Source organism: Paenibacillus chitinolyticus NBRC 15660, from assembly GCF_000739915.1.
Lineage (GTDB): Bacteria > Bacillota > Bacilli > Paenibacillales > NBRC-103111 > Paenibacillus_F > Paenibacillus_F chitinolyticus.
On record NZ_BBJT01000003.1, the window covers coordinates 147,277 to 172,809 of the forward strand.

Here is a 25,533-nt window from a genome sequence, read left to right on the forward strand (position 1 = left end):
AAGAAAAAGCACGGTCTTAGAATTGTAACAGCTAAAGTTAATCTACAAACTATACTTAACACAATATTATAGGCATTGTAAAAGGATTGTTTTATCGTACTTATCTAATGAAGATTGATTCATAAATGTCCTTCCTTTTTTTCTCACTACTATATACACCTCTAATAAATGTTAATTATTTGTATATTTGGTAACTATTTTAATTCCCGCTATGTCTATATATATGACCGTCCTAAGATGGTACAAATATATTTGGAGGGATAGGAATGAAGAAAACTTTATTTTCCACAACAGCAGCATTTGTTTTACTTGGATCAGCTTCTTCTATTAGTTATGCATCTCCGATGAACCTCACCACAATTAAAAATCCACCCGTAATCAGTGGTGTTACACCGCTTGATCTGATTAAGGACGAGCACACTAATTTTAACGGAGAATCTTCTAGCCGGTTCTATTATACAACTGGAAAAGATCTCCGTATTTTTCTAAAAAACGAGGGAAGCACAAGCTTCTCATATACGGTTAAACTCCCCAACGGAGATGTATTGGACAGCGGTAATCTTGCCCCAGGACAGCAGGTAACAGAAAATCATTACTGGTATACCTCTCCAGAACCATCTCCACTCCAAACTGGAAACTACACCGTATATATTCGGAACAGCGACGGCTCCTATGGTTCATATTGGATTGCTGTTCGCAGCCTTGAGTCCTAAAATCAACAAAATCCCCGCTCAAATCAGAGTCGGGGATTTTCTATGTAATGCCTCTTTTAAATTGCCGATTAGCCTTCGATTTGTTTTATGCGACTAATGGGTTCCGCCTTAACATCGCCTGGAGCCACGGTACCGATCATTAGGGAAAATGAAATCATTAAGCCAAGGGCATGTTTGTTTAACTTCTTCTTCAACTTCCGCTCCTCCTCTTTCATTCGTTCATCCCGGCAGTAACTCCTGACTCCCCGGACTTCAAAGAATCGGGAGTTTCAGCAGGAATAGATTTTTCCGCTTCCATTATGTTCTGAACAAAGTCTTTCAGCTCTTTGCGGCTCGATACATCCAGAACGGCTGCTTGGCCCCTATAGGTCTCCTTAATCAGCTTCATTGGCGGAATCTGTTCGCTTCCATCCAGTGTGCTCTGATACCCTATCGACGCCAGCTTCCACATGTCATTTACCGTTAGATTGGTATCCATATAAGGACTAACTTTCTCAAGAATGGAAGGGAGTTTCATAATAGAGGTTGTGCTTTTCATTTTCCGGGCCACCGCATCGGTGAAGTCCCGTTGGCGTTTCGTCCGGGAGTAATCCGATAAGGCGTCATGACGAAAGCGAACGTACTGTAAGGCTGCTTTCCCATCCAAATGCTGCTGTCCTTCGGTAAGATGAATATCATATGCATGCTGATCGGCTGCGCTCTCATAGTTCATGTCCTTCTCGACATAGAAATCAACTCCCCCTATTTCGTCCACTAGTTTTATAAAACCCTGAAAGTCTGTATACACGTAGCGCTGAACAGGGATTCCAAGCAAATCGCTTACCGCTTTCATAGCCGTGTTAGGCCCATACGTGATTGCCGTATTAATCCGATTTTTGCCGTGATCGGGAATATCCGTATACGTGTCGCGAAGAATTGAAAACAAATGAATTCTTTTACGCTCAGGGTCTAGAGAGACAACCATCATGGTGTCTGATCTGGGAATCTCTCCTTTTTGGACTCCACGAGCATCTACCCCCATTAATAAAATATTGACCGGCTCAGTTCCCAACCATTTAGGGGGCTCTGTGTACTCGGCTTCCGCTGCGTTAACTCCCGCAAATAGAGACTTTTGGCTATCTGTTTTATTTAAACCTTCCAACCCTCTATATAGAGAGTAGAAATAGCAGACAACCGCACCGGAAAGCACAATCAAAATCAAAGTGAGAACGGCTGCTATCCTCTTCGTTTTTAATGACATTTGGTTCTCCTTTCTTGAACGATAACAGGAGGCTGCGCTTATTGTTTTTGCAAGGCTTCGATCAGAAGAGATGCATAATATCTCGATCCGTCAGGCTTTAAATGAACCCCGTCTTCATAAAAAATATCTTTTTTCCCTTCACTGGCTGCATACCAGTCAACAATTTTAACATGGTGGAATTCACCGGCTACGTCCTTGATAGTTGTATTGACCGTGTCCTGCCATCCTTTTGAAACTCTCGTGGTGACTACAAATACCTGCTTGTCCGAGAGAGACTGAAGCAGACTGCGAAGACTCTTGTTGTTAAAAGGTCCATTGGTGCCGAGTTCGATAATAATGCGATTACCTAATTTCCCTTCGTCTTTTAAATCATCGATTAGCTTCTGGGCTTGGGACATTTGTCTTCCAACCTTGCCATCGACCGTAATTTTGGGTAGTTTTTCTTTCAAATAAGGCTCAATACCGACTATGACCGAATCTCCAATGACCGTAATTCCTTCTCCATCGAGAGATTGAGGAGGTTTCTTGTTCTCCGTTTTTTGGGGAGCAGATTCTGAGGATGCTTTGATCTGCTGTGGTGCTGTGATTTGTTGTCCCCCTAGTTCTCCCTGCTCTGTTGTTTTCGACCTCTGATGACGCTGACTGAAATATCCAGCGGCTAGTATGATAATGATAAAAACCCATGTTATCCCTACTTTATGTTTCTTCATTTTCATTTCATCCTCTCAAAAATAGATTCAATTTGTTGGTGTTTACAAGGTAGATTTGTTCAGTTCCTTGGAGCGAGTCCACCATGAACGTCCTCTTCGAATCGGTTCTTCAACAAACCTGTAGGACAGAGCGGACAACATAAAAATGAGCGTTAGCTGCAGCAAAATGTCAACGAATCCGGGTTCCCCGACATTCGCCGCCGGACTTGATAATATAATGACCGGATAATGCCATATATAAAGACTATAAGATCGTTTCCCGATCCACCTTAGAGGTTTGGCTGCCAGGATGGATCCCAATTGACTGGCTGGATGCACCAGCACGGCAATGATAACCGCAGTAACTACAGACAGAAACAAGAAGCCAACCGGGTACAGTGAAGAATCATATTCATTCGTTCGGTTCATCATGATAAACAAGATCAACATCGCCACCGCTCCCAATAAATCCAAAAGCAAGCGGGCCCCTGAGGAAATTCGGTCCGTTAGCCTCCAACTTGGCCATACAACGGCTAACGCCGCTCCAATCAGGATAGCGAATGCCCGGGTATCCGTTCCGTAATAAACTCTGCTAGGATCCGTCCCTGGCTCATACAGGAGCGCCATTGCGATGGCGGAAACGGCAGCCCCTGAAAGAATGAATACAGCAAGTCTACCCCGGCGCCCTAAAAGCCTGACTAGAAAGAATAACAGAAGCGGCCATACCACATAAAATTGCTCTTCAATAGACAGCGACCAAAGATGTCCGATTGGAGAAGGTGAACCGAAACTTTCAAAATACGATACCTGATGAAAGATGAGATACCAGTTATTCACATAAAAAACGGAGGAAAGGAAATCTCCTCTCAATGTTTGCATTCTGGATGGATCTATGAGAATCAACCCTAACGCCACGACCAAAAGCATGCTGACCATCGCCGGCAGTAGTCTGCGTATTCTTCTAATCCAAAAATGCAAGAAAGAGATTTTGCGTTGAGTTTTCAACTCCCATAAAAGTTGATCCGTGATCAGGTAGCCGGATAGAACAAAGAAAACTTCTACTCCCAGCAGCCCGCCCTTAGCCCACTTCAAATTGAAGTGGTACGCAATAACAGCTAATACGGATATGGCTCTTAAACCGTCTAATCCGGGTATATAACGTTTCAATAATTGTTTTTGCTTCCCCATCCTTTATGTTTCATCCTTGTCTGTATATGGGCTGTTTATTACTCTTTTAATATAGCTGCCTGATGTCGCTAAAGTTTGATCAGGATGTAAACAAGTTGTCACAAACTCCGCTCCTTTTTGGACAAAAAAATAACCTTATTTACGATTTGATCCGTAAACAAGGTTATTTTGTAGGTATTCAGGCTCATTAAATTGAATCATAAACGAGGCTTATTGGAATTCGATAAGCAGTACCTGTCCATCCGTTGTCATCGTTTGGGTATTTGATGAAGGTGAATAAAACTTTTGCCCATAGACAAGTAAACCTTTTTCGCCAGGACTCCAGTACATTTGGGATGGTTTCAAACCATGATAAACAGGTTCGTTAGACAGCACATTATTCCCTTGAATCTTTCCTGCGTAAATCGTGTCTTGGTCATAAGTTGAATAGGCAATACATTTCCTGTCTTTTGACAGTTTAAATCCCTCCACTTTTTCCAGCAGCACAGATAGTTCTTTGGTACGTTGATCATACTCGAATAACGTACCATCGGTTCCAAGGAATACAAACTGATCGTTATTCAGCCAGGCCACTTGGTTTTCATCACTCTGATGTTCGTATTGTATATCGATTGAATTTCCATTGACCGTTCCCAGCATGATGATGTTTTTCTTGGTCTTACCGGTTTGAAAGGCGGTTAACAGTACACTGTGTCCGTCATCGGATACGTTGATTTTTGTAAGGTTGTTTCCCTTTCCGTAGTTTTTTATCGTATAGGTTGTGGAGGATTGGTTACCGACGTTCAATAAGTGAACAAAGGCTTTTCCACTTTCAATCGGATCAATGACCAAATAACAAAGATATTGGTTGTTGTTGGACCATGCGGCATTCTGAAGATACAGATCCTTCGTATTGCTGAAATTCGCTACCTCGGTTTCTTTGCCATCCTTTAGTGATATCAGCTTCAATTTAGTTCCAAACCTTGTGATTGAGATCTCACGGATGAGTGAACCGTCAGGAGACAGTTCGATAACGGGCGAATCCATTTGAATTCCGGAAATAATCTCACTTTTTTCGTAAGGAGGAGCCATACGTTTTAATACGGTTTGTTCGGACATGTTAACTTGCTTATTCGAAGCAATTACGGAATCTTTACCGGACCATCCTAATAGTTGACCGGCGTTTGTGAATTCATCAGGCAGCCGATAGATGGTCTTTACCTTGAAGGGTTGTATCCCTTCATTTTCGGTCTGCTTCTCTTCCTGACTCGGAATTACAATCGTCTCTGTTTCGGGTTCGAATAGAGCGCAGCCGGATAAAACCAAGATTAGAAACAAGAGTACTGCTATTGCGAAAAGTGCATTCTTCATATCGGCTTTCCGTCCTTTCGGACATTCATATATTCTAATTCTACCGAAACTACCGTTTGATTGTTTTCATTCGTCATACGGATGTTCCCGCCGTGTTCATCGACAATGGATTTGGAGATACTGAGCCCCAGTCCGACACTTCCCTCCTCAGATATTTGACGGTTACCCAGATTAAACGGCTGAAATAAATAAGCAATTTGATCGGCCTCGATCGGATCGCTTGGGTTGCTAAAAACAAATTGAATTTTCGTGTCGGCCCTCTTCGCCGTTACGAATATTTCTGCTTGATCCGTACTGTATTTGATAGAGTTATCCAGTAGATTTATAAACAGCTGGCGTAATCGGTTTCCTTGACCATATACGAGCAATTCATTTTGGACCTCGTACCGAATGCTTTTCTTATAGCGTTGAGCCCGGATGCCCATCGATTCGCACACGTCTTTCAAAATGCTTCCCGCATCGACCCTTTCAGGCTCCATGATCTGAATGTTTTGGCGCGTCGCCTCCAACAGTTTCAAAACCATATCATGAAGACGTCTGCTTTCCTCGATGATATGGTTCATGCCCTTTTCGAAAAAATATCGGTCCGTTTCTCCTTTTTTACGTATAATCTCAGCGTACCCTAATATCGAAGTTAACGGAGTCTTAAGTTCATGGGTGATGTTGTCAAAAAAGCGCTTCTCCTGTTCATGAAGAGCCTGAAGGTGATCCCGGTCTTTTCGGATAATCGTCATCTGCCTGCTAATTTGATCGATCATTTCGTTAAAGTTGTCTGCCAGCCTTCCAATCTCGTCCTTCCGTCTGAACCGGATCCGCACTTCCAGGTTTCCGCTTTTCACCTCATTAGAGGCTCGAGTTAGTCTGACAAGGGGGATGGTAATGTGCCTGGAGAGGATATAGGAAAAGAGGAATGCTGCCGCGAAAATAGCCATCGCAATGTAAAAGATGATTTCCCTAATCCGTCCGCTTTGTTCATAGAGCAGACTGAAATCTCTGGAAAACCGTAAAATTCCAACCTTCGTTCCATCAATGAAAACAGGGTACGAGAATAGCACGGATGCTTTGTTCCGATCGTAAGTGATGCTGTATGCAGTCTTCCCCTCTATTGCTTCTTTTAAATCACCATTTGTTAGAGGCGGAATTGACTTATCCGATGAATACAGCAGTTCCCCGTCCACTGTATATACGCCGACGCTGCTGCCGGTGGCATGATTCAAGTCGTTAGCCATTTCCTCAGCCATTTGGCCAAAGTAAAGCCTATTGTTCGAAAAATGATTGATCAGAAAAGCTTGTCGTACATAAATGTTACTGTTGTTCTTCAGCCCAATTAACTCAGAGGTCACTATTTTTTTGTTACTGGTCTGAATAGACTCCTTCACGGTTTGATTTAACACCAGAAAAGAGAGCGAAAATATGAAGAAGAAACCGATAATAAATTTGACGCTAATATTTCGAATCATACGTTTTACCGCCTATTTTCGAATTTATAGCCTATTCCAAATACAGTGGCGATTAGATCTCCGGCATCCAGCTTTTTACGAAGCCTTTGGATGTGAGTATCCACCGTACGGGTATCTCCGTGAAAATCATACCCCCATACGATATCTAACAATTCCGCACGTGTGTAGGTTTTTCCTCGATGTCCAATCAGTGTCATCAGTAAATCAAACTCTTTTGGAGTCAAATCAACTGTATGACCATCTTTTTGAACAAGACGTTCTTCCACAATGATCTCGATATGCTCAAGCCGAATCACTTCCCGCTGATCGTCATGTCTTTTGTTCGCTTGATCAACCCTCCGCAGGATGGTCCGTATTCTAGCAACTACTTCCCGCAAATCAAAAGGTTTTGTTATATAATCATCCGCGCCGAATTCCAGTCCGAGTATTTTATCCGTAATATCCGATTTCGCGGTAATCATCATGATCGGTAAATTATGGCTTGCCGTTACCTTCTTGCAAATATCCAGCCCGCTTTGGTCCGGCAGCATCCAGTCGAGAAGCAGGAGATCGGGTTGAAATTGCTGAAGCTCCATCATTCCCTCGGCTCCGCTTGCCGTCGTTTTCGTTTCGAACCCTTCCATAGAAAGTCCGTAGGATAGTAAGTCCGCTATTGCCGCGTCATCTTCAATGATGAGAATTTTTGCTTGATTCATCGTAACCCCCGTTTTTTTGTAAGGATCATCCATACCTTTCCCTAAAGCCAATGACTCAATTAGTGAACATTCAAATCGTAACAAATTATAGTTCGTTATGCCCCAAAAACGCGGACTTGAAATGAGAATGGCCTTCTTTTGGGATTATTAAAATGAGGATTAGCCCCATTTTTCAATATAACAGGCAGATGTCACTATCGTTTGATCAATTTGTAAACAAATTGTCACAGCATTGGTTTGTGACACTTTGTTTACATCGTGATCAAACTTTGGCGACATCCTCCCGATATAGTGGAAACACATTGCGACAAGCGAAATCAGCACTAGTGAGGAGGAATCGAATTTGTCAGATCGTTTCAAAATGCCGGATGAGAACGGCAATGAAAAGGAGAAAGGAACGGGCAGCGGACACAGACGACCGGAAAACGCCTTCCCGAATCGACGAGGCAACCCACAGGGAGCCGGGCGTCTTCTGGCGCTGGATGCGGCGAGAGGTTTGGCGGTTATCGGTATGTATTTGCAGCACTTTGCATCGAACGAAAGGATTACTACCATCGTTTCCGGAAACTCAACGTTATTGTTTGTACTCTGCGGCGGGATTTCCTACTCCATCATGGCTCAGCGCATGAAGGATCGACAAAAGGATGCAACCGCCTTTCGGGCAAAGATGCTGGCTCGCGCGGTATTCATCGATATTATGGGATATTTGCTCATCATGTTGAATACCCCTTTCGGAGTGATTTTGCCCGCCTACGCTGCCATGTTCGTCTTGGCATTGATACTGGCGGGTCATTCAAACCGCACACTCGTTACGACTACCGTTGCACTGATGTTTCTAGCCCCCCCGCTTATGCTTCTGGGCATGAGTGCCTTATCCGGAGCATTCCTGCTTCGAGACGTTGCCGGCGGTCCGATGTCCACCCTAGCACTCGCCCCTGCTTTCGTAGCGGGTATGGCAATCGGGAGCCTTGAGCTGACCAAAAAACGAACCGCATTTTTACTAGCGATCGTTGGCCTCATGCTGCTCATTATAGGTAAGACACTGGCCGCAAATGTCCTACCTGAGCTTAACCGTTCATTTGAATCTTGGCTTGTCACTGTTCAAGGTATCGCCGCTATGCCGGACCCGTATGCCATCTGGCCGCTTAACATGGAACAGCCGATGTGGCATATGCTTCTATGGACGGTTCCGCATAGCGCTTCAACGTTCCAGACGCTGACCGGGCTCGGGTTTGCACTGCTGGTAGTGGGAATCGTATTCCTCGTACCAAAGAAAACCGACGCCATATTGGTCCCTTTTGCGGGAGTAGGACGCGTGGCGTTGACCATGTATGCGGCTCAGTTCGTCGTCGTTTGGCTGCTTACGCTATCAAGTATCGACTATAGTTTGGCTGGAGTTCCCCTCGGTGATCTGCTAGTTGCCCTAATAACATTGGTAGCAGGCTGGTTAATCTCACGGCTGCCCCAGGGTCCGCTTGAGTCATCTATGCGGCATTTTGACCGGTTGTTCAGTGTCCCTCGCTCGATAACTGCACCGAAATAGGAGCCCTTATTAGAATCTACTGTATGGAATTTTGCTCAAATATCCCACCTATCGGTGGGATATTTTGGCGTACAATATATGGAATAGGCGGAGGCAACAACGTGGCTATGGCGTCTCGCGACTGCAGTTTATTTTCCTTATTCTGATGGCTTTGGCTTGTGAAATATCAAGGAACCATTACTTACTACGCAGATTAAACTTTGAAGAGACTATGACTGAACAAGTCATAGTCTTTTTTATGTGTCAAAGAAAATATGTACAAAATGACCCCTGGAAAAGGTTTTGATCCGCATGGCCGGTTATGAGTACTGGTGAGATCGTATCCTATCGTTTTTTTGACTCCACCACATTACCATATATTATAATATATGTAAGATGTTTGCTTTCAAACAAAGTCATCCCTGCATGTTTCCTATCTGAGGTGATTTTATGAAAAAGGTTGCCGTATTTCTAGCCGTCTGCATTCTTGTGATAGCCGGATATATTTACAGCACCGGAGCCTACACTTTTAAAATGTCTGAAGAAGGATTCCCTCTCCCGGTAAAAGCCGTCTTTAAAGACAAAATAACCAAATCGCCAGGCACCCTTTATAACTACACATGGCCGGGACTTCATCAGACGGACGGCCTGCCGTCCAGCTACAGAAGACAACTCGAAAAGCAGGGCTGGGACTACTTAAGCGCCCAAAGCAAAGGAGCCTCTTTTATATTCCCAAAACCGGACGGTTCCACTCTAAACGTTTCGGTGTACGAAGAGGAATTCTCCATTTTCCAAACGCCGGCCTCAATCGCTCTCCCCCGTCCTGCTCCGCTCAGCCTGACCGCCGCTTTCAATCACTTCCCGATGCATAAATCCCCAGCCGCACATATCCGCGAGTACAGTGCTCAGCGTACGTCCGTGATCGGACATCGAATATTCTACTTTGGGCGGAATTTCCTGATAGATTTTGCGTACGATCAACCCGTCGCGCTCCAGCTCGCGAAGGTGATTGGTTAGCATCCCTTGGGTAACGGACGGAAGGAGTTTCCTGAGTTCTCCGAAACGCTTGGTGCCCTGATGAAGCAGGATAAACAAAATCAGCGGCTTCCACTTGCCTCCGATCACATCCAGCGTGGTCATAATCCCTTCGGTCGTCCCCGGCTGTCGGTCATTTAGCGGCATCCGATTCCCCTCCGTCATCTTTTTAATAACTTCCCTGTTTTCTGTTACTTTACCAAATCGGTCCCTTTAATAAAAGTACTTCTCTTTTTCGTACCTAGTCCTATTTTTCGTACTATGCGCGGCTGTTCAAGGTATGAGTTTACAGACTAAGTCCGATTAAAGATCCTACTTCTCAAAAATAAGAATCTAAACAATAATGAGATGGTGATTCAGATTTCCCCACGGTCTCCAATATATTTTGAAAGGATGTTCGTTCATGAAAATAATGGTGATTACAGCTCACCCCGACTTGACTGCTTCCAGAGTTAACCGGGCATTTGCCCGCAAAGCTTCTACCGTCCCCGGCGTCTATGTACGCGACCTTTACCGGGAATATCCCGAATGGACGATTGATGTGGAAAAAGAGCAGCGGCTGCTCACTGAACACGACCGGATTGTTTTCCAGTTCCCTCTTTACTGGTACAGCTCTCCGGCCCTGCTGAAAAAATGGTTTGACGATGTGCTCACCTACGGCTGGGCGTTCGGAACGGATGGCGTCCATTTGACGGGAAAAGAATTTATCGTCGCCACGACAACGGGCGGAACCGAAAATCAATATCGTTCCGGAGGCTCCAACTGGCACACGCTAAGCGAGTTCATGAAACCGATTCAGAGCACGATTGAGAAATGCAACGGCGTTTTTCTCCCCGTGTTTGCAGCCTATCATTTGTCGGATGCGCCCGAGGCGGAACTTGAGGCGGAAGCCGATCGTTACGCGTCGCACATCGTCAGCCTTCAAGCGGACCTTGCCGATTAACCTGAAAAAGAAAGGAGAACAAGTTCGTATGAACTTGTTCTCCTTTCTTTTGTTTGAATATGCTCAGCCAAGTTCGAGCCCGCCGTTGTGACGCTTCCCGCTTGAGTCCTGCACGGCATGGTGTGACTCTTCGGCTGCGCTCTGCTTTATTGGTATAAAGTGACAAGTTCGGGGAAATCTACAGACAAGTTTGCGAGAAGGAGGGAGGCACGCGCGTGAAGCTATTCAGACATTTATTCCATATGAACAAAAAATCCGCTCCAACTCCGGCTTCGGTACAAGAAACAGCGGATACCGTCACCATCAAATCCTCCCTTGCGGAAAATGAACGGTACCTCGATCAGGCGCTGTTTCATACCGATGATTTGGTGAAGCTCACGCTTACGTACCAAAACCAGAACCTGCTGCTCTGCTACCTAGATCCGATGTGCGATGAGGTTAAAATCCGGAGCTTTATTCTGAAGCCTCTCGCGGAATCTGAGGAAGAAAATCTGGCCGATGTATTCACCGCTCCAAGGGTTTACGCACAAACTTCGCTGGACGAAGCCGCCGATACTTTGCTGCAGGGGCAGGCCGTTCTTTTCAAGGAAGGCAGCACGGAGTGCTATACGATTACGGTCAATGCGGAAGTCAAGCGGACGACGGAAGAGCCTGAGAACGAAAAAACAGTCCGCGGCTCCCATGAAGGGTTTATCGAAAATATGACGGCTAACCTGCATCTGATCCGCAAACAGATCAAAAACCGCCACCTTGTCATCCGCCGGTATACGCTCGGAAAAGAAAGCCGCACCGAGGTCGCCTTGGCTTATCTGAACCATGTCGCCAAGCCGGAGCTCATTCTGGAAATCGACAAACGCCTCCGTACTATTGCGGGTGCCAACACACTGTCAACTGACCTGATGGAGGAATATATCGAAGACCGGACGCTGTCTCCGTTCCCCCAGATACTAAAGACGGAGCGCCCTGATAGGGCGGCCGCTAACCTACTCGAAGGCAGAGCTGTGCTGATATCCGCCGGGACTCCCAGTGTACTGATCATGCCGGTGACGTTTTTTTCGTTCTATCAGTCCCCGGACGATTATTACAGCCGCACGCTTGCCGGCTCGTTCATCCGGTTCATCCGGCTGCTGAGCTTCGTCATTGCGATTACGCTGCCCGCTTTTTATATCGCGGTCATTACGTTTCATTACGAGGTCATTCCCGCCGAGCTCTTGTTCCAAATTAAAGGAAGCGTGGAGATGGTGCCTTATCCGCCGCTTCTGGAGGCTATGTTCATGGAACTGACGCTGGAGCTGCTGAGGGAGGCGGGAATCCGCCTGCCGGGACCGATCGGACAGACGATCGGCATCGTAGGAGGTCTTGTGATCGGGGACGCGGTCGTGCGGGTCGGACTCGTATCGTATCCGATGATTATCGTCGTCGCTCTCACCGCCATTTCTTCCTTTATCGTCCCTTCCCACGAGATGAGCGCATCCGTGCGGCTGCTCAGGTTTGCCGTCATGATCCCGGCTGCCCTGCTCGGCTTTATCGGCATCGTTTTCAGCCTGATTTTCATCCTGATCCATTTGTGCAAGCTGGAGTCGTTCGGCACTCCGTACCTGGCACCGGCGGCTCCTTTCCGCCTGAAGGACTGGAAAGACACTATTTTCCGGTTCCCGCTATGGAAAAAAGACAACCGCGTCAACATGGCAAAACCTTCTGTGAAGAAGGACAACGCGGATTCAAAGGAGCTGCAGGAGAATGACACACAATTCGAATAAAATAAGTCCGAAGCAGATGCTTTTTCTCGTTCTCCAGACCCAGATCGGCGTCCAGGTGCTTTTCATGCCTTCCCGGGTACAGGCGTTTGCCAAAGGCGACGCCTGGATGTCGGTCCTGCTCGCCGGTTTGTTCAGCCAACTGCTTATTCTGATGATGTGGGCCCTGAACAAACGCTTTCCCTCGGCTACTCTGTATGACTTTATGCCCCGCTTGACAGGCAAAGCGGCCGCAGCGTTCCTTCAGGTACTGTATATCGTTTATTTTACCGTCCAGAGCAGTCTCATTCTGATGTTTTTTTACGAAGTGATCCGCGATTGGGTCTTTCCCGAGACGCCGGAATGGCTCATTACCGGTCTCATGGTGCTCGCCTGCATTTATCTGACCCAGGAAAATCTGCAGATCATCGCCCGGTTCTTTCTGCTGGTCAGCATCGTGATTCTCGTCATGATCTTTATATCCGTGTATGCTTATACGCATTCCAATCTGCTGTATATTTTCCCGATCGGGCAGGCCGGATTTCTCCCGGTTGTACGGGGGGCGCACGAAGCGATGAATACGCTGACCGGCTATGAATGGATTCTTTTTTGCTATCCGTTCGTGGAAGGGACACCCCGGCGGAAGCTGGCTGCGGCATCCGTAGCCAACGCTTTCTCAACCCTGTTGTACACGTTTCTCGTCTTTACGAGTATCGTTGTATTCAGCCCTTCCGAACTTGGCCTGCTGCCCCATCCGGTTCTGTATATGGTTAAAGCGCTGACGTTCACGATCATCGAACGTCCCGACCTGTATTTCCTCTCCGCCTGGATCGTCGTGGTCGCGACGTCCATTATGGCTAGTCTGTATATGGCTTCGACGGGTATCTCCCATTTGTTAGGCATGAGCAACCACCGCAAACCTGTTCTGTTTACGGCCATCGCGTTCTTGGCGATTGCGCTGCTGATTCATGACCAGGATGTAATGAAAACTTTGGGCAAAATCGTATCGCTGTCGAGCTATTTTTTCCTGGGCTTCGTTCCCCTCCTTTTACTTCTGATTTCGCTTGCTTTGCATATTCGCGAGGGAGGGAGGCGGCTCGTAAAATGAACCGATTTTCCAAAACCGCGGCAAGCCTGCTGACTCTTCTCCTGCTCGGCGGATGCTGGGATCAGCAGCTTCTCAAAAGCTCCCGTATCATACATATCGGGGGATTCGACCGGGGAGAAGGAGATGAACTGAAAGTTACCGTCGCCTTTCCGGACGTATCCAGTACTGAAGGGGGGCGAAGCGAAACCAACGAACTACACACGGTAACGAGCAATACGACTCAGCAGGCCCGCGGATTTCTCGATCATGAAATATCGGGGAATTATTCCCCGTCCAAGCTGCTTGTGCTTCTGCTCGGCGAAGAATGGGCGCGCGCCCAAAATATTATGCCTTACATGGATGTGTATTACCGCGATCCCAAAAGCCCGTTGAACGCCCGGCTTGCGGTAGTCAACGGAACAGCGGAAGACTTGATCGGATTGAAAAAGGTCGGAACGAAGCTCCTCGGACGCTTTCTGGATGCACTGCTCGAAAACATGGAGGACGGTACCGTCATCCCGCGGATCAATTTCCAGTCGATCGGCCCTGTCAAGCCTGGACAGGACTTTGCCCTCCCCTATGTGTCGATTCACAACAAAAAACCCGTTGTTCAAGGTGTAGCGCTGTTCCACAGCAATGTAATGACGGCCTCCCTCAACTCTGAAGAATCTCTCATCTATCTGCTTCTCAAGGGACAAAGGGGAAAAACGGCGCGCCTCACACTTCCCGTGAACATCGAGGAGGAGGAAGAGCATGAGACAAAGGCGGACCGCTACATTACAGTCGATCTCCATAAGTACTCACGGAAAATAAAAGTGGAGCTGACGGAGAGCGGCGGGGTCAGAGTCAAAATCCAGTTGAAAATCAATGCCGCGATTATCGAGTACCCGCTTGACCGGCTGAACAAAAAAGAAACGCTTCAGAAACTGAATGCAGAACTTTCCAGACTGCTGACTGCCCGGGCCAAAGCCGTTACGCGCAAAATGCAGGAAGCCAATCACGACGGATACGGTGTAGCGCTGAGGCTGATGGCTTTTCATCCCGAAGCCTGGAAGAAGATGAACTGGGAGGAAGACTACAAGGAAGTGCAGTTCGAGCCGGACATCCGGCTGAAAATCGAACGTAAGGGGATTACGTTCTAGGAAGACGTCTTGAACGATTAACCGCAATAAAAAACCAGGAAGCTCCCGAAAGAGTTCCTGGTTTCTTTATTGCAGCCGTGCCGTTTCAAGTGCGGCTGAACCGGTCCCCGCCGCTACACGATTCCGGCCGCGGATGCCCGCTTAAAGTCGGCCAGGCTCACACTCTTGCCGCCGTTCAGCCGCGATTCTTCCGCGCCGAACGCCATCAGGTGGCTCTGCAGCGAAGCGGAGGCGGATGTCCGGCTTGCGGCAGGGGCGCGGCCGTACTCGCGGACGTCCTTCAGGAAGGAGGCGACCATCCGCTCGTCTCCGCCTCCGTGTCCGTCCCCGGCGATATTGCAGCGGACTTCCACCGCTTCTCCGGTAGTGAAACGGTGCAGGGTGTACGTGCCTGTGTCCATATCGCCCAGAATTTCGCCTCGGGTCCCCATGATCTGGACCCGTCTGCCGCCGCCCTGTGTAAAACCGGACATCGTGAAGGCCGCGGTCGCTCCTCCGGCAAACTCCATGTTCACGACCTGATGATCCACGACATCGTTATCGCAGCGGTACACGCAGCGTCCGAACGGCCCTTCCTTCAGCGCCTTGACGATGCCTTCATGGGACAGGTCGTGTGTCATGTAACGCGCCCACGGATGATCCGGCGGCTGAATGTAGAGCTTCAGCGCGGAGAACGGGCATTCTTTTTCGACCACGCAGCCTTCGATGCATCTGTCGGTCGATCCCGCGGGGGCGTTCTCCTTCTTGAAATGAAACAAGGAGCCGAATGAACTGACGCTCGTGCACTCCCCGCCCATAAGCCACGAAATAATGTCCAGATCGTGGCACGATTTGGCCAAAATCATCGGGCTCGTCTCTTCGGCGCGGCGCCAGTTGCCCCGCACGTAGCTGTGAGTCATATGGGCGTAGCCCACATTTTCGGTCAGTTGGATGGACGCGATATCACCGAGTTCTCCGGCATCCAGGTGCTGTTTGATTCCCGCCCAGAACAGGGAGTACCTCAGAACGTGGCTGACGACGAGAAGCCGGTCATGGGCTTTGGCCGCCCCGACCAACTGCACGCACTCTTCCAGCTTGGGCGACATCGGTTTTTCCAGCAGAACGTGATAACCGAGCTCCAGCGCCTTCATAGCCGGCACGAAATGCATCCGGTCCAGCGTGCTGATTATCATGATGTCGGCGATTTTACCCCGCTCGAATGCTTGCTCCCATGACGAATATACATAGTCGGGCTTGATTCCGTGTATCCGCGAAATGAGTTTCCGTCTGCCTTCATCGGGCTCCGCTACGGATATAATGTTGAGCTCGTGGGGATATTTCTCCGCGTACGGTCCGTAAATGTAACGCCCCCTGCTTCCGGCACCGAGCAGTACCGCTGTTAATGCTGCCACTTTACTTCCTCCTCTTGCTTCGGCTTATGTTCCGATTGTACAAGAGAGAGACTTCGGCCTAAAGAGATCGTTCGTTACTTTCATATACTTCTGTTGACGTGTGTGCCTCCCGATCAGCCGCTGTCGCCGCTTGCCCGCCGGCTCCGGTATTCCTGCGGGGTGGATTCGTTCTGCTTTTTGAAAAAACGGATAAAAGCCAGAGCCGAATTGTAGCCCAGCATAGAGGCGATCTCCCCTACCCTCATCGGACTTCCGAGCAGCAGCTCCTTGGCCTTCAAATTCCGGTAATCGTTGATGTAATCGGACAATCCGATCCCCGTCATTTGTTTATAAAGCCGCGAAAGGTAAGAGGGGTTAAGGCCGACGTGATCGGCTATGGCATTCAGCGAGATATCCTTCGCGAGATTGTCCGCAATGTAAGTATGAACCCGCTGGACAAGCTCATCCGGAAAATGAGCCGCCTGCTCGCCGTTCCAGTCGAAGATGAGCTCCGCCGTCTGCAAAAAATACGCTTTGAGCGCAGCCGCGGTCATATCCGCTTCACTGTGGAACAAAGTCGACAAATCGTGGCTGCTGTTCAGGTACGCCCTCAGCTCGTCATTTTTGTTCACATAGGCGAGAAAAACGGCGGAAAGCGAATGATACACTTCTCTCTTCCGTTCAAACGGCCATTCGTCGCTTTCCCATAGATCGCTGATCTCCTTGTACACGTTAAAAAATTCGCAGCGGTGGCCGTTCTCCAGGCATTTTCCGAGCAGTTGCACGCGGGCGGCCGTAAAAAACTCGCTCCGCTTTTGCGCGTGGCCGGTTTCCCCGTGATTGTCAGGCGCGGGTTCCGTTAAAATGATTTCATTTCCGAGGCCCGCTCCGAACAAAAAGTTATATTTCAGCTCATGAAATTTGTCGGAAATATCGTCCCAAGGAACCGGATTTTTGCCCACTACAAAAGAAACCGGCAGCTTAAGCAGCTGTTTACAGGCCCGCTGGATCGTTTCAAGAGCATTTCCGACGAAACGCCGTGTACGGTCCCAGTTGTCCCCGGAAACGTTCTTTTCGGGACAAGACGATTCCGCCGGCTGAATGAACCAGGCGATTTTCACCTGGTCGTACACGTAAGTGTACACGCGTGCACCCGGCGACAAAATCTCTTCCGCGATATTTTGTACGGCATACACAAAGAGCGCTTTATCCGGCGGCGTCAGCATTTCCCGCCATACATCCACTCTTCCCAGAAGCAGCAAAACCGGCTCTTCCCCCTGAAGCGGAATGCCGATCTCCCGGAAATGCCGGTCAAGCTGCTCCCCGGCCGGCTTTTTTCCCTGAAGCAGACTGCTCACATATTCTTTTTGGAGAGAAGGGAGCGCCCGCTTCATGCTTTCCTCCGCGCGTTCAATCATCTCTTCACGCGCTTTTTCTTCATCGAGCTTGCCGATCGCCCGGGTCACGGCAGCGATGATTTTCTCGTCGCTTTCAATTTTCAGCAGATAATCGAAGCCGCCGTATTTAACCGCATTCTGCACATATTGAAAATCGTTATAGCCGGTCAGAAAGATCACTTTGCACGAAGGCCAATTCGTTTTGATTTCCCGGAGCAGGCCGATACCCTCCAGCCCCGGCATTTTAATATCCGAAATGACAAGATCGATCCGCTTGTTCCGCAATACTTCCAGCGCCTCTTCTCCGGAATACGCGGTATGAATCTCCAGGGAAAGCTCCGGGGTTTCTTCGAAAAGATCCTTAAGGCCCTCCACGATAATCGGGATATCGTCTACAATCAGCAATCGGTACATTCGGTCTCCTCCTCTAGCTGTTTCCGATGTGAATGCCTGCTTTCAGGCCGCCCAGCTCCGATCGGTCCACCGTGATCCCGTAGCCCTGCCCGTAGCGGAGCTGGATTCTCCGGTGAACGTTCACAAGACCGGTTGTCTCTTCAAGCTCGTGATTTCCGTCCGCAAGACGTCTGCGGAGTTTGCCGAGTTCCTCGTCCGTCAATGTCGTACCGTTGTCTTCCACATAGATGGTAATACCTTTGGCGTCCATCCTGCTCCAGACCCGGAGAAACCCGGCGCCCGGCGTGCTTCCGAGCGCGTGTTTGTAAGCGTTCTCTATAATCGGCTGCAGGATAAGCCGGGGGACGCGCGTGTCAAGCTCCTCTACCTCGAACACCGCTTCAATGCGGTCTCCGTAGCACACTTTTTGCATATCCACGTAGGTACGCGAATGGTTGATTTCTAGCGAAAGCGGAATTTCATCCTCGTCGTCGCGGGTAATAAAATGAAAATAATCCCCGATGTATAAGCAGAACTGGTAAGCTTTCTCCTTATGCTCCGATTTAATCAGGCGGCACAGGACAAAGAAGCAGTTATACAAAAAATGCGGATTAATCTGGGACTGCAGCCGTTTCAGCTCCGAACGCTGACTGCGGATTTGCTGCTCGTAATTTTGCTCGATCAGCTCCCGCAGCGAATGGATCGTCTGATTGAACGCATGGTACAAATACCCGAATTCGTCGTTGCCCCGGTCGACCGCAATGAGCTCCAGCCGGTTTTGCTGGACGCGTCTGAACGACTGCACCAGCTTTAATAACGGCCGGTAAATGAGCCGGAACAGGAAGAACGAGAAGAACAGGACCACCGCAACCGCCAGAACGCACGCCCACCTGAACCACACGCGGTAAGTCTGTATGGGGCCGAGCAGCGTTTTCTCGGGAATGCAGCTGACCGAATACGAGTTCCACAGGGCCGAGTAGTTGTAGACCGCCATATACCGGTCGCTGCCTACCGTAATCGTCTCGTAGCCCTGTTTGTTCCCTTCCGCGCTTTTCTCCCCGACAAAAGCTTTCGCCGCCGTCAGCAGCTGCGGGTCATTCCCGCTCTGAAAATTCCACCCTCGATCCGTGTTGATCAGCAGGGTTTCCCCGCCGAAGGAGCCGCTGATCTGCGCCAGCGACTGTCTGATTTTGGCCGTCGACAGCTCGACGCCGACGATATACAAGGGCTCCCGGGTCGAATTCGAGGGCACCTGCATGCTCAGGAACAGCCGGTCGTCCCAGAAGACAAAAGGCTCATCGGCCCGTTTATTCCGCAGTTGAAGTGCTTCATATTCCGCCAAATCCACGAAGGTATCGTACTTGACGCTGAGCAGCGTCCGCTGAATGAGCGGCACGTAGGCCTTCACTTCCTGGATGAACGCACTGGAGTCTTTCGTCAGATTCAGACGCTTCTGGATGGCGAGAATTTTCTGGGAACGGTCGTAATCCGACAGTTCATTGCCCATGGCGGCGATTTCCTGCAAATCGCTGTCCGTTACGTAATTCGGCAGAAACCGGTTGATCCGGTCCGCTTCCTTGTCCAGCGAATCCAGATAATACCCGGTCGTATTCAGGATGGACTGGGACCTTTCCTGGCGGATGCTCTCCGACCCCTTCTCGTTAATCAACCAGGTGATGGCCATAATCGGAAGCAGGGCGGCCATAAATACCGCCATAATTTTTTTGAAAATGGAGGAGTCCTGCAGGCTGAGATTGAGTTTCATGAATACCGCTCCCCTTACGCTCGAATGCCCGTCCCGTTATTCTTTGACACTCCCCATCACAATTCCTTTAATGAAAAAACGCTGAAGGAACGGATACACCAGCAGAACGGGAAAAGCGGCGACGAAAATCTGAGCGGCTTTGCTGGTGCGGTCCGATAGTTTAACCAGCAGTTCGGCGTCCTGCGCTTTGATAAACCGGAAATCCATGTTAATGATAATGGTCTGCAGGAAGGTCTGAAGCGGATATTTATCGGGATGGTTCATGAGAATCATCCCGTCAAACCAACTGTTCCAATGGCCGACCACCGTGAATAAGCCCGTCGTCGCCAGTGCGGGAAGAGAAAGCGGAGCATAAATTTTCCACAAGGTCGCAAAATGACCGGCGCCGTCGATCCGGGCCGATTCCTCGAGTTCCTTCGGCAGACTCCGGTAAAAGTTCAGCAGGAGGATCACATTAAATACGGGCAGCGCGCCCGGAAGAACCAGCGCCCAAACCGTATCGATCAGGCCGAGCGTTTTGATCGTCATGTACCACGGAATAAGCCCTCCGCTGAACAAAATCGTAAAGACGAAGACCCAGACGTAAAAGGTGCGCAGGCGGAACACGCGAGGGTCCTTCGAGAGCGGATACGCCGTGAGGATCGTCAGAAACATGCTGATCGCCGTACCCAGCACGACCCGCTGAACCGATATCCAGAACGCCCGCAAGTATTCGGGTTTGCCGAACACGTTATCGTAGGCGGCCGTCGTAAAGTCCACGGGCCACAGCAGAACTTTTCCGGCGGAGGCCGCCGCTCCCGAACTGAGCGAGATGGCCAGAATGTGAATAATGGGCATGAGGCACGCGAAAGAAATCAGGGCCAGGAACACGACATTGCCGATCAGAAACAGTCTCCTGCCCATGGTCAATTGGTGGCGCAAGGCAATCCCTCCTCAGAAGATCCGGTAATTGGCGAAACGGTAAGCGAGCAGGTACGATACCGAAATCAGAACGAATGAAACGATCGACTTCAGAAGTCCGACCGCCGTAGCGAAACCGAACTGCGACTGCTGCACCCCCATGCGGAAGACGAACGTGTCGATAATGTCCGCGCTTTCATAAACTTGAGGGCTGTACAGATTGAAAATCTGGTCGAACCCGGCATTAAGCACGTTGCCGATATTCAGCGTAAGCATGAGCACGATAATCGGCATCATCCCCGGCAATGTGATGTAAAGGGTCTGCTTCCAGCGGCCCGCTCCATCCATCTCCGCAGCTTCATAGAGCGACGGATTGATGCCGGTAAGTGCAGCCAGATACACGATGGTGCCGAAACCGAACTCCTTCCATACGTCCGACACGACCATCACATAAGGAAACCAGGCGTTATCCCCGAGAAAAAAAACGGGCTGCACCCCGAAGACGCCGAGAAGCTGGTTGACGATCCCCGACGACGGCGAAAGCACGTCGATCAGAATGCCGCTCAGCAGCACCCAGGACATAAAATGCGGCAGATAGACGAGCGTCTGAAACGTCCGTTTGATCCACTGCCTGCTCAGTTCGTTGAGAAGAATGGCGATCGTAATCGGCACGATTAAACCCGCCGCTATTTTCATCGTCGCAATAAACAGGGTGTTGAAAAAGATTTGTCCGATATCCGGGTATTCCATCAGGAAACGGAAATTTTTCAATCCCACGAAAGGTGAACCGAACAGCCCTTTGGACGGGATAAATTTCTGAAAAGCCATCATAATCCCCGCCATCGGGATATAACTGAATATAATCACGATAATCAGACCCGGAACTACCATCAGATGAAGAGGCCACTCCCGCCTCCAAGTCCGAAACCTCGTATGCATACCCTCACCTGCCCTATTAGCTTCATGTAGATAGAAAAAGAGGGATCGCATCCTTTCCGATCCCCCTTGAAGGATTTTGACTGAACTCACCCGTATGGGCGGCGTGCGCCCTATTTGTTCTTGCTGTACCAGTTGTTGACTTCTTTCGTGATCTCGTTGCCGCCCATGCTTTTCCAATCCGCAACGAATTTGTCGAATTCATCGACCGGCACCTGATTCATGATGATTTTGACGAACACTTCATCCCGTTTTTTGTTCAAAATCGCACCTTTTTCCACCATAGTCGGTGTCGGCGCTCCGTAAAACTTGTTCTGCTCGAACTGGTTGTTTTTCTTCATTTCCGGATACAGCGAGACGGCGCCATTGGGACCCGAAATCAAGTATTCCCACCAGAGACTCGTATCTCCGTTGACGTATTTCATGGCGCGTCCGTAGCGGGTCTTCTGATCTTTGGTCTGCAGTTTGCTTTCGTCTTTGTTCGCGATCGCGTCGGGAAGCACTTCCCCGTTATTGTTCGTCTGGTTATTGACGAAGATCGGGTTCAGCAGCCAGTAGTTGCTCGATTTTTCCACTTTGTCTTTGCCGAACTCGTATACCTTGCTCTCTTCGCTCTGGCTGTTGTTCACGACAATCCAGTGGTTCAGCAGCTTGATGACCGCTTCCGGATGTTTCGCTTTCTTGGATACGACGTAGTATTTATCCACGCCCAGCCCGATCTGGGACTTGGCGGGTTTGCCGTCCGAGGAAGGAAGCGGGAAAACGCCCCACTCCTGCACGACTTTGCCGTCCTTGACCGCTCCGCTTGCCAGTTGGGCCGGCATCCACTCCGCCCCGTAGACCATACCGATGCTGTCGTTATACAGCATTTCGGAAGCTTTGGTCGCATCCTTAACCGCAAACTCCGGGTCGATCAGACCTTTCTTGTACAGATCTTGAAGACCCCGCAGCGCGTCTTTCATCTGGGGCTGAATATCCCCGAACTGGAGCTTGCCGGTTCCGTCATCCAGCCACTGGTTCGTGTAGGCGTGATAGCCGTTCAGGAAACCCGTGACACCAAGGGCGCCGTCGAACAGATTTTTGTTGAAAGCCAGGCCGTAAGCTTTTCCCGTTCCACCGGGGTCCTTCGTTTTAAAAGCCTCCGCGATTTTGGCAACGTCCTCCATCGTTTTCGGCTCGGGCAGGTTCAATTTCTTCAGCCAGTCCGTCCTCACCCACAAGAACTGGGCGTAATAAGGATTGGATGTTGAGGGAATCGCCATCAGCTTGCCGTCGAACGTGGCCGACTTCATCTGGAGGCCGCCGTCCATGGTCATCATTTTCTTTGTGTTTTCGGTGGCGACCTTGTCGTATACGGGTGTCAGATCCAGGATCATGTCCGCTTCGATAAGCTGCTGTAGCTGAGCCGCATCTACGGGAAAGAAATCCGGAATCTCGTTGGAAGCGATGGACATTTTCAGCTTTTCCGCGAACTGGCTTCCGTCGGCCACCCATTTGTTGGTGATTTTAACCCCGGTTTCTTTCTCGTACGCCGCGTAAACCGCATTGTTGTCGAAGGTTTCGCCCAGATCGAATTTCAGATACGGATCGCTTGCCCGGACCGTGGATACCTCCATGACTCCGCCCGTTTCCGGCGTTTTCGCCTCTTCGGGCGCCGCTGTGCTGCATGCTGTAACCGTTAACATTGCGGCTATGACGGCTGCCGGAAGCAGCCCTTTATGTCTGTTTTTTCTGCTCAATGCAATCCCTCCTGGGTATTGTTCCTGTACGGGCCGCTGTGACCGGCCTCTCGTTCCTTGCGTAGCTTAAGTATATGAAACGGGGTCCCGCGCTTCCATATACTCCTATTTACATTCGTATACACCTCTTGACTGACCTTGGCTCAATAAAACGCCGGGCACGGCAGGCAATGCCGCATGAAGCCTCGAATCTCCGCTTCTTAACCGCTTGGCTCCCCGTTCCTATCTTGTGTGAACTCACCCAGTTTTTGATATTGTAGAACGAGGTCGAATAACTTAGAATGATGAGGGAACTATGCGTTCGAAGGGAACTAGAAAATGTCTATAAAACGATTATCTGTCCTATTTTTAGCTGTTATTATGGCCATTCTGCTCGTCAATGACAGCGTCTTTTATTTTTCCACGAAAAAATCCCTAACGGCGAACATGGAAACGGAGTTGTTTTCTCTTTCCCAGCAAATCCAGTTAAGCATTGACCACGTGGAATATTCATCTCAAACCCGGGATAAACTCTTGTCCGATTCGTTAAGGCAAGTGGCCCTCGGCGTCAAAGCCTCCCTGCCTTCCCGTTACCGGGATATCGACAACAGCATGCTGGCAGAGCTCAGAGTCAAATATAACGTAAGCAACCTCACCTTGTTCGCCCAAATCGGGGACGAGATCGTCAGCGTCCGTTCCTCGGACCCCAAGGAAATTAACCTGAACGCGAAGTATTGGGGCAATTACCGGATCGCGCTCGAACAATTGTTCAGACTGGAAACGGTTACCGTATCCGAAGGCACTACGCTTCAGAGTTTCTGGGCGGGTAAAATATCGGGTTCCGCCTCCAATCCCGGTTCAAAAAGAAACAAATTCGGCTTCTATTACGACGGAACGACCGACTATATCATTAATCCGACGATGAACAGCTCTCTCATCGAGCAGTTCGATCAGAACGACGGCTCGGAGTTTATCGTTGCGGAGACGTTAAAGAACAACAAAAGCCTGCTCGAAATTACCGGATTCAATCCGCGGACCTTCTCCAAGCCCGATGACGATCCCAGCTTCTATACCGTAACGAACGGTTCCAAGAACATCCGGTACTCCGAACGCAAAATATTGTTCGGCCAGTACAACAGCAGATCGCCGGAGGACGTCACCCTGATCGAACAAGCCGTTAAACTCGATAAGCCGATCTTCTTCCCTACTAAAATCAACGACAAAAACGTGCTGAAAATTTTTTATCCGGTTAAGAGCGAACGCGTTCAGTTCCCATACGTAATCGGCTTGGTCAACGACATGGAGTATATTCACAATTCCTTGAACAAACAGCTGCTGAATTTCTTCCTCGTCATCGTTTCGGTTTCGATTGCCAGCCTGATCATGGTCTACTTTATTTACAAAGGGGTTAACCGGACGAAAGACGCCGTAGCCCAGACGATCCAAGAAAATTATACGGATGAAATGAACAGCCTTATGGTCGCGATCAAAGGACAGAATCACGATTTTACCAACCATCTGACCACGATCAGCTGTATGGTCCAGTTGAAAAAATTCGAAGAAACCAAAAAATATATCCACGAGCTAGTGGAAGAAACCAGACTCGTCAACAGCATCGTCCATGTGGGGCATCCGGCCCTCGCTTCCCTGATCAGTTCCAAGATTACGCAGTCGCAATTGAGAAAAATCCACTTCACTTACGAGCTGGACTTGGCGGACGATCTCACGAGCATTTCCGGACTGAAATCCGTCGATCTCGTGAAAATTTTAGGCAATTTGATCGACAATGCTTTCGATGAAGTAAGCGGAATGAACGTGGAGCAAAGAAACGTGCATCTTCTCGGCTATACGGAAGAGAACCGGCTGATCTTCAAACTGTCCAACCATATCAGCAAGAGCTTGTCCGAGAAAGATCTGCAGGCCATGTTTACAAGCGGTTTCTCCACGAAAAAAGACGGCGTCCACAAAGGCCTCGGTCTGGCCATCGTAAATCAGCTTGTTCAGCGGTACAAGGGAACGGTCTCCGCTGAAATTTCCGGAGCGAATACGATCCAATTCACCGTGATTCTGCCGATTTATTCCTAATCCGGAAGAACGAAAAATACGGATTGGAAGGCCGTGTCCCGTCTCGCAAGCTCCGACGTTCCGCCAAGAAGAAACACGGCCTGCTTCCTGCAGACCGTGTTTCTTCGCTTAACGGTTCAATTCGCGAAGAGCGCCGTAACCCGGATTATACCGCGTCCGTCCCTTAACC

General features: G+C 49.2%; 21 protein-coding genes. 7 read left to right on the forward strand and 14 right to left on the reverse strand.

Annotated features, from left to right (window positions below; translation table 11 throughout):
- Nucleotides 1-266 precede the first annotated feature (266 nt).
- Nucleotides 267-713, forward strand: coding sequence for a hypothetical protein (locus PCH01S_RS30305; protein ID WP_129112480.1), 447 nt, complete (start codon nt 267-269; stop codon nt 711-713).
- 68 nt (nt 714-781) lie between these two features.
- Here the strand turns inward: PCH01S_RS30305 and PCH01S_RS31270 are convergent, their stop codons facing one another.
- The 7 genes from PCH01S_RS31270 to PCH01S_RS06270 form a co-directional block, all read right to left on the reverse strand.
- Nucleotides 782-907: a hypothetical protein gene (locus tag PCH01S_RS31270; protein WP_255246830.1), complete on the reverse strand. Its 126-nt coding sequence runs from the start codon at nt 905-907 to the stop codon at nt 782-784.
- Nucleotides 908-924: 17 nt separating this feature from the next.
- Complete coding sequence (locus PCH01S_RS06245) at nt 925-1,953, reverse strand: LCP family protein (protein WP_042227755.1); 1,029 nt, start codon at nt 1,951-1,953, stop codon at nt 925-927.
- 38 nt (nt 1,954-1,991) lie between these two features.
- Nucleotides 1,992-2,663: an SGNH/GDSL hydrolase family protein gene (locus tag PCH01S_RS06250; protein ID WP_053228667.1), complete on the reverse strand. Its 672-nt coding sequence runs from the start codon at nt 2,661-2,663 to the stop codon at nt 1,992-1,994.
- Between the two features lie 42 nt (nt 2,664-2,705).
- The gene (locus PCH01S_RS06255) at nt 2,706-3,830 is read right to left on the reverse strand and encodes an acyltransferase family protein (protein WP_042227757.1); all 1,125 of its coding nucleotides are present in this window, start codon (nt 3,828-3,830) and stop codon (nt 2,706-2,708) included.
- Nucleotides 3,831-4,040: 210 nt separating this feature from the next.
- Nucleotides 4,041-5,180, reverse strand: a complete 1,140-nt coding sequence (locus PCH01S_RS06260) for a hypothetical protein (protein WP_042227759.1) — start codon at nt 5,178-5,180, stop codon at nt 4,041-4,043.
- On the reverse strand, nt 5,177-6,640 hold the full coding sequence (locus tag PCH01S_RS06265) for a HAMP domain-containing sensor histidine kinase (RefSeq protein WP_042227760.1): 1,464 nt from the start codon (nt 6,638-6,640) through the stop codon (nt 5,177-5,179). The genes PCH01S_RS06260 and PCH01S_RS06265 overlap by 4 nt, the downstream gene beginning before the upstream one ends.
- 5 nt (nt 6,641-6,645) lie before the next feature.
- Nucleotides 6,646-7,335, reverse strand: a complete 690-nt coding sequence (locus tag PCH01S_RS06270) for a response regulator transcription factor (protein WP_042227761.1) — start codon at nt 7,333-7,335, stop codon at nt 6,646-6,648.
- Nucleotides 7,336-7,678: 343 nt separating this feature from the next.
- On the opposite strand from PCH01S_RS06270, the gene PCH01S_RS06275 reads away from it, so the two are divergent.
- The gene (locus PCH01S_RS06275) at nt 7,679-8,878 is read left to right on the forward strand and encodes a DUF418 domain-containing protein (RefSeq protein WP_042227762.1); all 1,200 of its coding nucleotides are present in this window, start codon (nt 7,679-7,681) and stop codon (nt 8,876-8,878) included.
- Nucleotides 8,879-9,661: 783 nt separating this feature from the next.
- Here PCH01S_RS06275 and PCH01S_RS06280 read toward each other — a convergent pair.
- The gene (locus tag PCH01S_RS06280) at nt 9,662-10,039 is read right to left on the reverse strand and encodes a winged helix-turn-helix transcriptional regulator (protein ID WP_042227763.1); all 378 of its coding nucleotides are present in this window, start codon (nt 10,037-10,039) and stop codon (nt 9,662-9,664) included.
- Between the two features lie 256 nt (nt 10,040-10,295).
- Here PCH01S_RS06280 and PCH01S_RS06285 point away from each other — a divergent pair, with 256 nt between their 5' ends.
- From PCH01S_RS06285 to PCH01S_RS06300, 4 genes are all read left to right on the forward strand, one after another.
- Nucleotides 10,296-10,835, forward strand: coding sequence for an NAD(P)H-dependent oxidoreductase (locus PCH01S_RS06285; protein ID WP_042227764.1), 540 nt, complete (start codon nt 10,296-10,298; stop codon nt 10,833-10,835).
- A gap of 215 nt (nt 10,836-11,050) precedes the next feature.
- Nucleotides 11,051-12,595, forward strand: coding sequence for a spore germination protein (locus tag PCH01S_RS06290; protein ID WP_042227766.1), 1,545 nt, complete (start codon nt 11,051-11,053; stop codon nt 12,593-12,595).
- Nucleotides 12,576-13,679, forward strand: coding sequence for a GerAB/ArcD/ProY family transporter (locus PCH01S_RS06295; protein WP_042227768.1), 1,104 nt, complete (start codon nt 12,576-12,578; stop codon nt 13,677-13,679). Before PCH01S_RS06290 ends, PCH01S_RS06295 begins: the two co-directional genes overlap by 20 nt.
- A complete protein-coding gene (locus PCH01S_RS06300; protein ID WP_042227770.1) occupies nt 13,676-14,800 on the forward strand; it encodes a Ger(x)C family spore germination protein in 1,125 nt (374 codons plus the stop codon). Before PCH01S_RS06295 ends, PCH01S_RS06300 begins: the two co-directional genes overlap by 4 nt.
- A gap of 113 nt (nt 14,801-14,913) precedes the next feature.
- On the opposite strand, the gene PCH01S_RS06305 is transcribed toward PCH01S_RS06300, so the two are convergent.
- The 6 genes from PCH01S_RS06305 to PCH01S_RS06330 form a co-directional block, all read right to left on the reverse strand.
- Complete coding sequence (locus tag PCH01S_RS06305; protein ID WP_042227772.1) at nt 14,914-16,191, reverse strand: Gfo/Idh/MocA family protein; 1,278 nt, start codon at nt 16,189-16,191, stop codon at nt 14,914-14,916.
- A gap of 113 nt (nt 16,192-16,304) precedes the next feature.
- The gene (locus tag PCH01S_RS06310; RefSeq protein ID WP_042227774.1) at nt 16,305-17,981 is read right to left on the reverse strand and encodes a response regulator transcription factor; all 1,677 of its coding nucleotides are present in this window, start codon (nt 17,979-17,981) and stop codon (nt 16,305-16,307) included.
- Nucleotides 17,982-17,994: 13 nt separating this feature from the next.
- A complete protein-coding gene (locus PCH01S_RS06315) occupies nt 17,995-19,725 on the reverse strand; it encodes a histidine kinase (protein ID WP_042227776.1) in 1,731 nt (576 codons plus the stop codon).
- Between the two features lie 36 nt (nt 19,726-19,761).
- Nucleotides 19,762-20,628 carry a carbohydrate ABC transporter permease gene (locus tag PCH01S_RS06320; RefSeq protein ID WP_042227778.1) on the reverse strand — a complete coding sequence of 289 codons (867 nt, stop codon included), beginning with the start codon at nt 20,626-20,628 and terminating at the stop codon, nt 19,762-19,764.
- 30 nt (nt 20,629-20,658) lie between these two features.
- Complete coding sequence (locus PCH01S_RS06325; RefSeq protein WP_042227779.1) at nt 20,659-21,564, reverse strand: ABC transporter permease; 906 nt, start codon at nt 21,562-21,564, stop codon at nt 20,659-20,661.
- Between the two features lie 110 nt (nt 21,565-21,674).
- Entirely contained in the window at nt 21,675-23,300 is a 1,626-nt protein-coding gene (locus tag PCH01S_RS06330) for an extracellular solute-binding protein (protein WP_042227780.1), read from the reverse strand.
- Nucleotides 23,301-23,618: 318 nt separating this feature from the next.
- Between PCH01S_RS06330 and PCH01S_RS06335 the strand changes: the two genes are divergently transcribed.
- Complete coding sequence (locus tag PCH01S_RS06335) at nt 23,619-25,364, forward strand: sensor histidine kinase (protein ID WP_042227781.1); 1,746 nt, start codon at nt 23,619-23,621, stop codon at nt 25,362-25,364.
- Nucleotides 25,365-25,533 lie beyond the last annotated feature (169 nt).

Coding starts and splice junctions, on each gene's coding strand:
- PCH01S_RS30305 (WP_129112480.1), top strand. CDS start 267: ATGAAGAAAACTTTATTTTCCACAACAGCAGCATTTGTTTTACTTGGA.
- PCH01S_RS06245 (WP_042227755.1), bottom strand. CDS start 1,953: ATGTCATTAAAAACGAAGAGGATAGCAGCCGTTCTCACTTTGATTTTG.
- PCH01S_RS06250 (WP_053228667.1), bottom strand. CDS start 2,663: ATGAAGAAACATAAAGTAGGGATAACATGGGTTTTTATCATTATCATA.
- PCH01S_RS06255 (WP_042227757.1), bottom strand. CDS start 3,830: ATGGGGAAGCAAAAACAATTATTGAAACGTTATATACCCGGATTAGAC.
- PCH01S_RS06260 (WP_042227759.1), bottom strand. CDS start 5,180: ATGAAGAATGCACTTTTCGCAATAGCAGTACTCTTGTTTCTAATCTTG.
- PCH01S_RS06265 (WP_042227760.1), bottom strand. CDS start 6,640: ATGATTCGAAATATTAGCGTCAAATTTATTATCGGTTTCTTCTTCATA.
- PCH01S_RS06270 (WP_042227761.1), bottom strand. CDS start 7,335: ATGAATCAAGCAAAAATTCTCATCATTGAAGATGACGCGGCAATAGCG.
- PCH01S_RS06280 (WP_042227763.1), bottom strand. CDS start 10,039: ATGCCGCTAAATGACCGACAGCCGGGGACGACCGAAGGGATTATGACC.
- PCH01S_RS06285 (WP_042227764.1), top strand. CDS start 10,296: ATGAAAATAATGGTGATTACAGCTCACCCCGACTTGACTGCTTCCAGA.
- PCH01S_RS06295 (WP_042227768.1), top strand. CDS start 12,576: ATGACACACAATTCGAATAAAATAAGTCCGAAGCAGATGCTTTTTCTC.
- PCH01S_RS06300 (WP_042227770.1), top strand. CDS start 13,676: ATGAACCGATTTTCCAAAACCGCGGCAAGCCTGCTGACTCTTCTCCTG.
- PCH01S_RS06310 (WP_042227774.1), bottom strand. CDS start 17,981: ATGTACCGATTGCTGATTGTAGACGATATCCCGATTATCGTGGAGGGC.
- PCH01S_RS06315 (WP_042227776.1), bottom strand. CDS start 19,725: ATGAAACTCAATCTCAGCCTGCAGGACTCCTCCATTTTCAAAAAAATT.
- PCH01S_RS06320 (WP_042227778.1), bottom strand. CDS start 20,628: ATGGGCAGGAGACTGTTTCTGATCGGCAATGTCGTGTTCCTGGCCCTG.
- PCH01S_RS06325 (WP_042227779.1), bottom strand. CDS start 21,564: ATGCATACGAGGTTTCGGACTTGGAGGCGGGAGTGGCCTCTTCATCTG.
- PCH01S_RS06335 (WP_042227781.1), top strand. CDS start 23,619: ATGTCTATAAAACGATTATCTGTCCTATTTTTAGCTGTTATTATGGCC.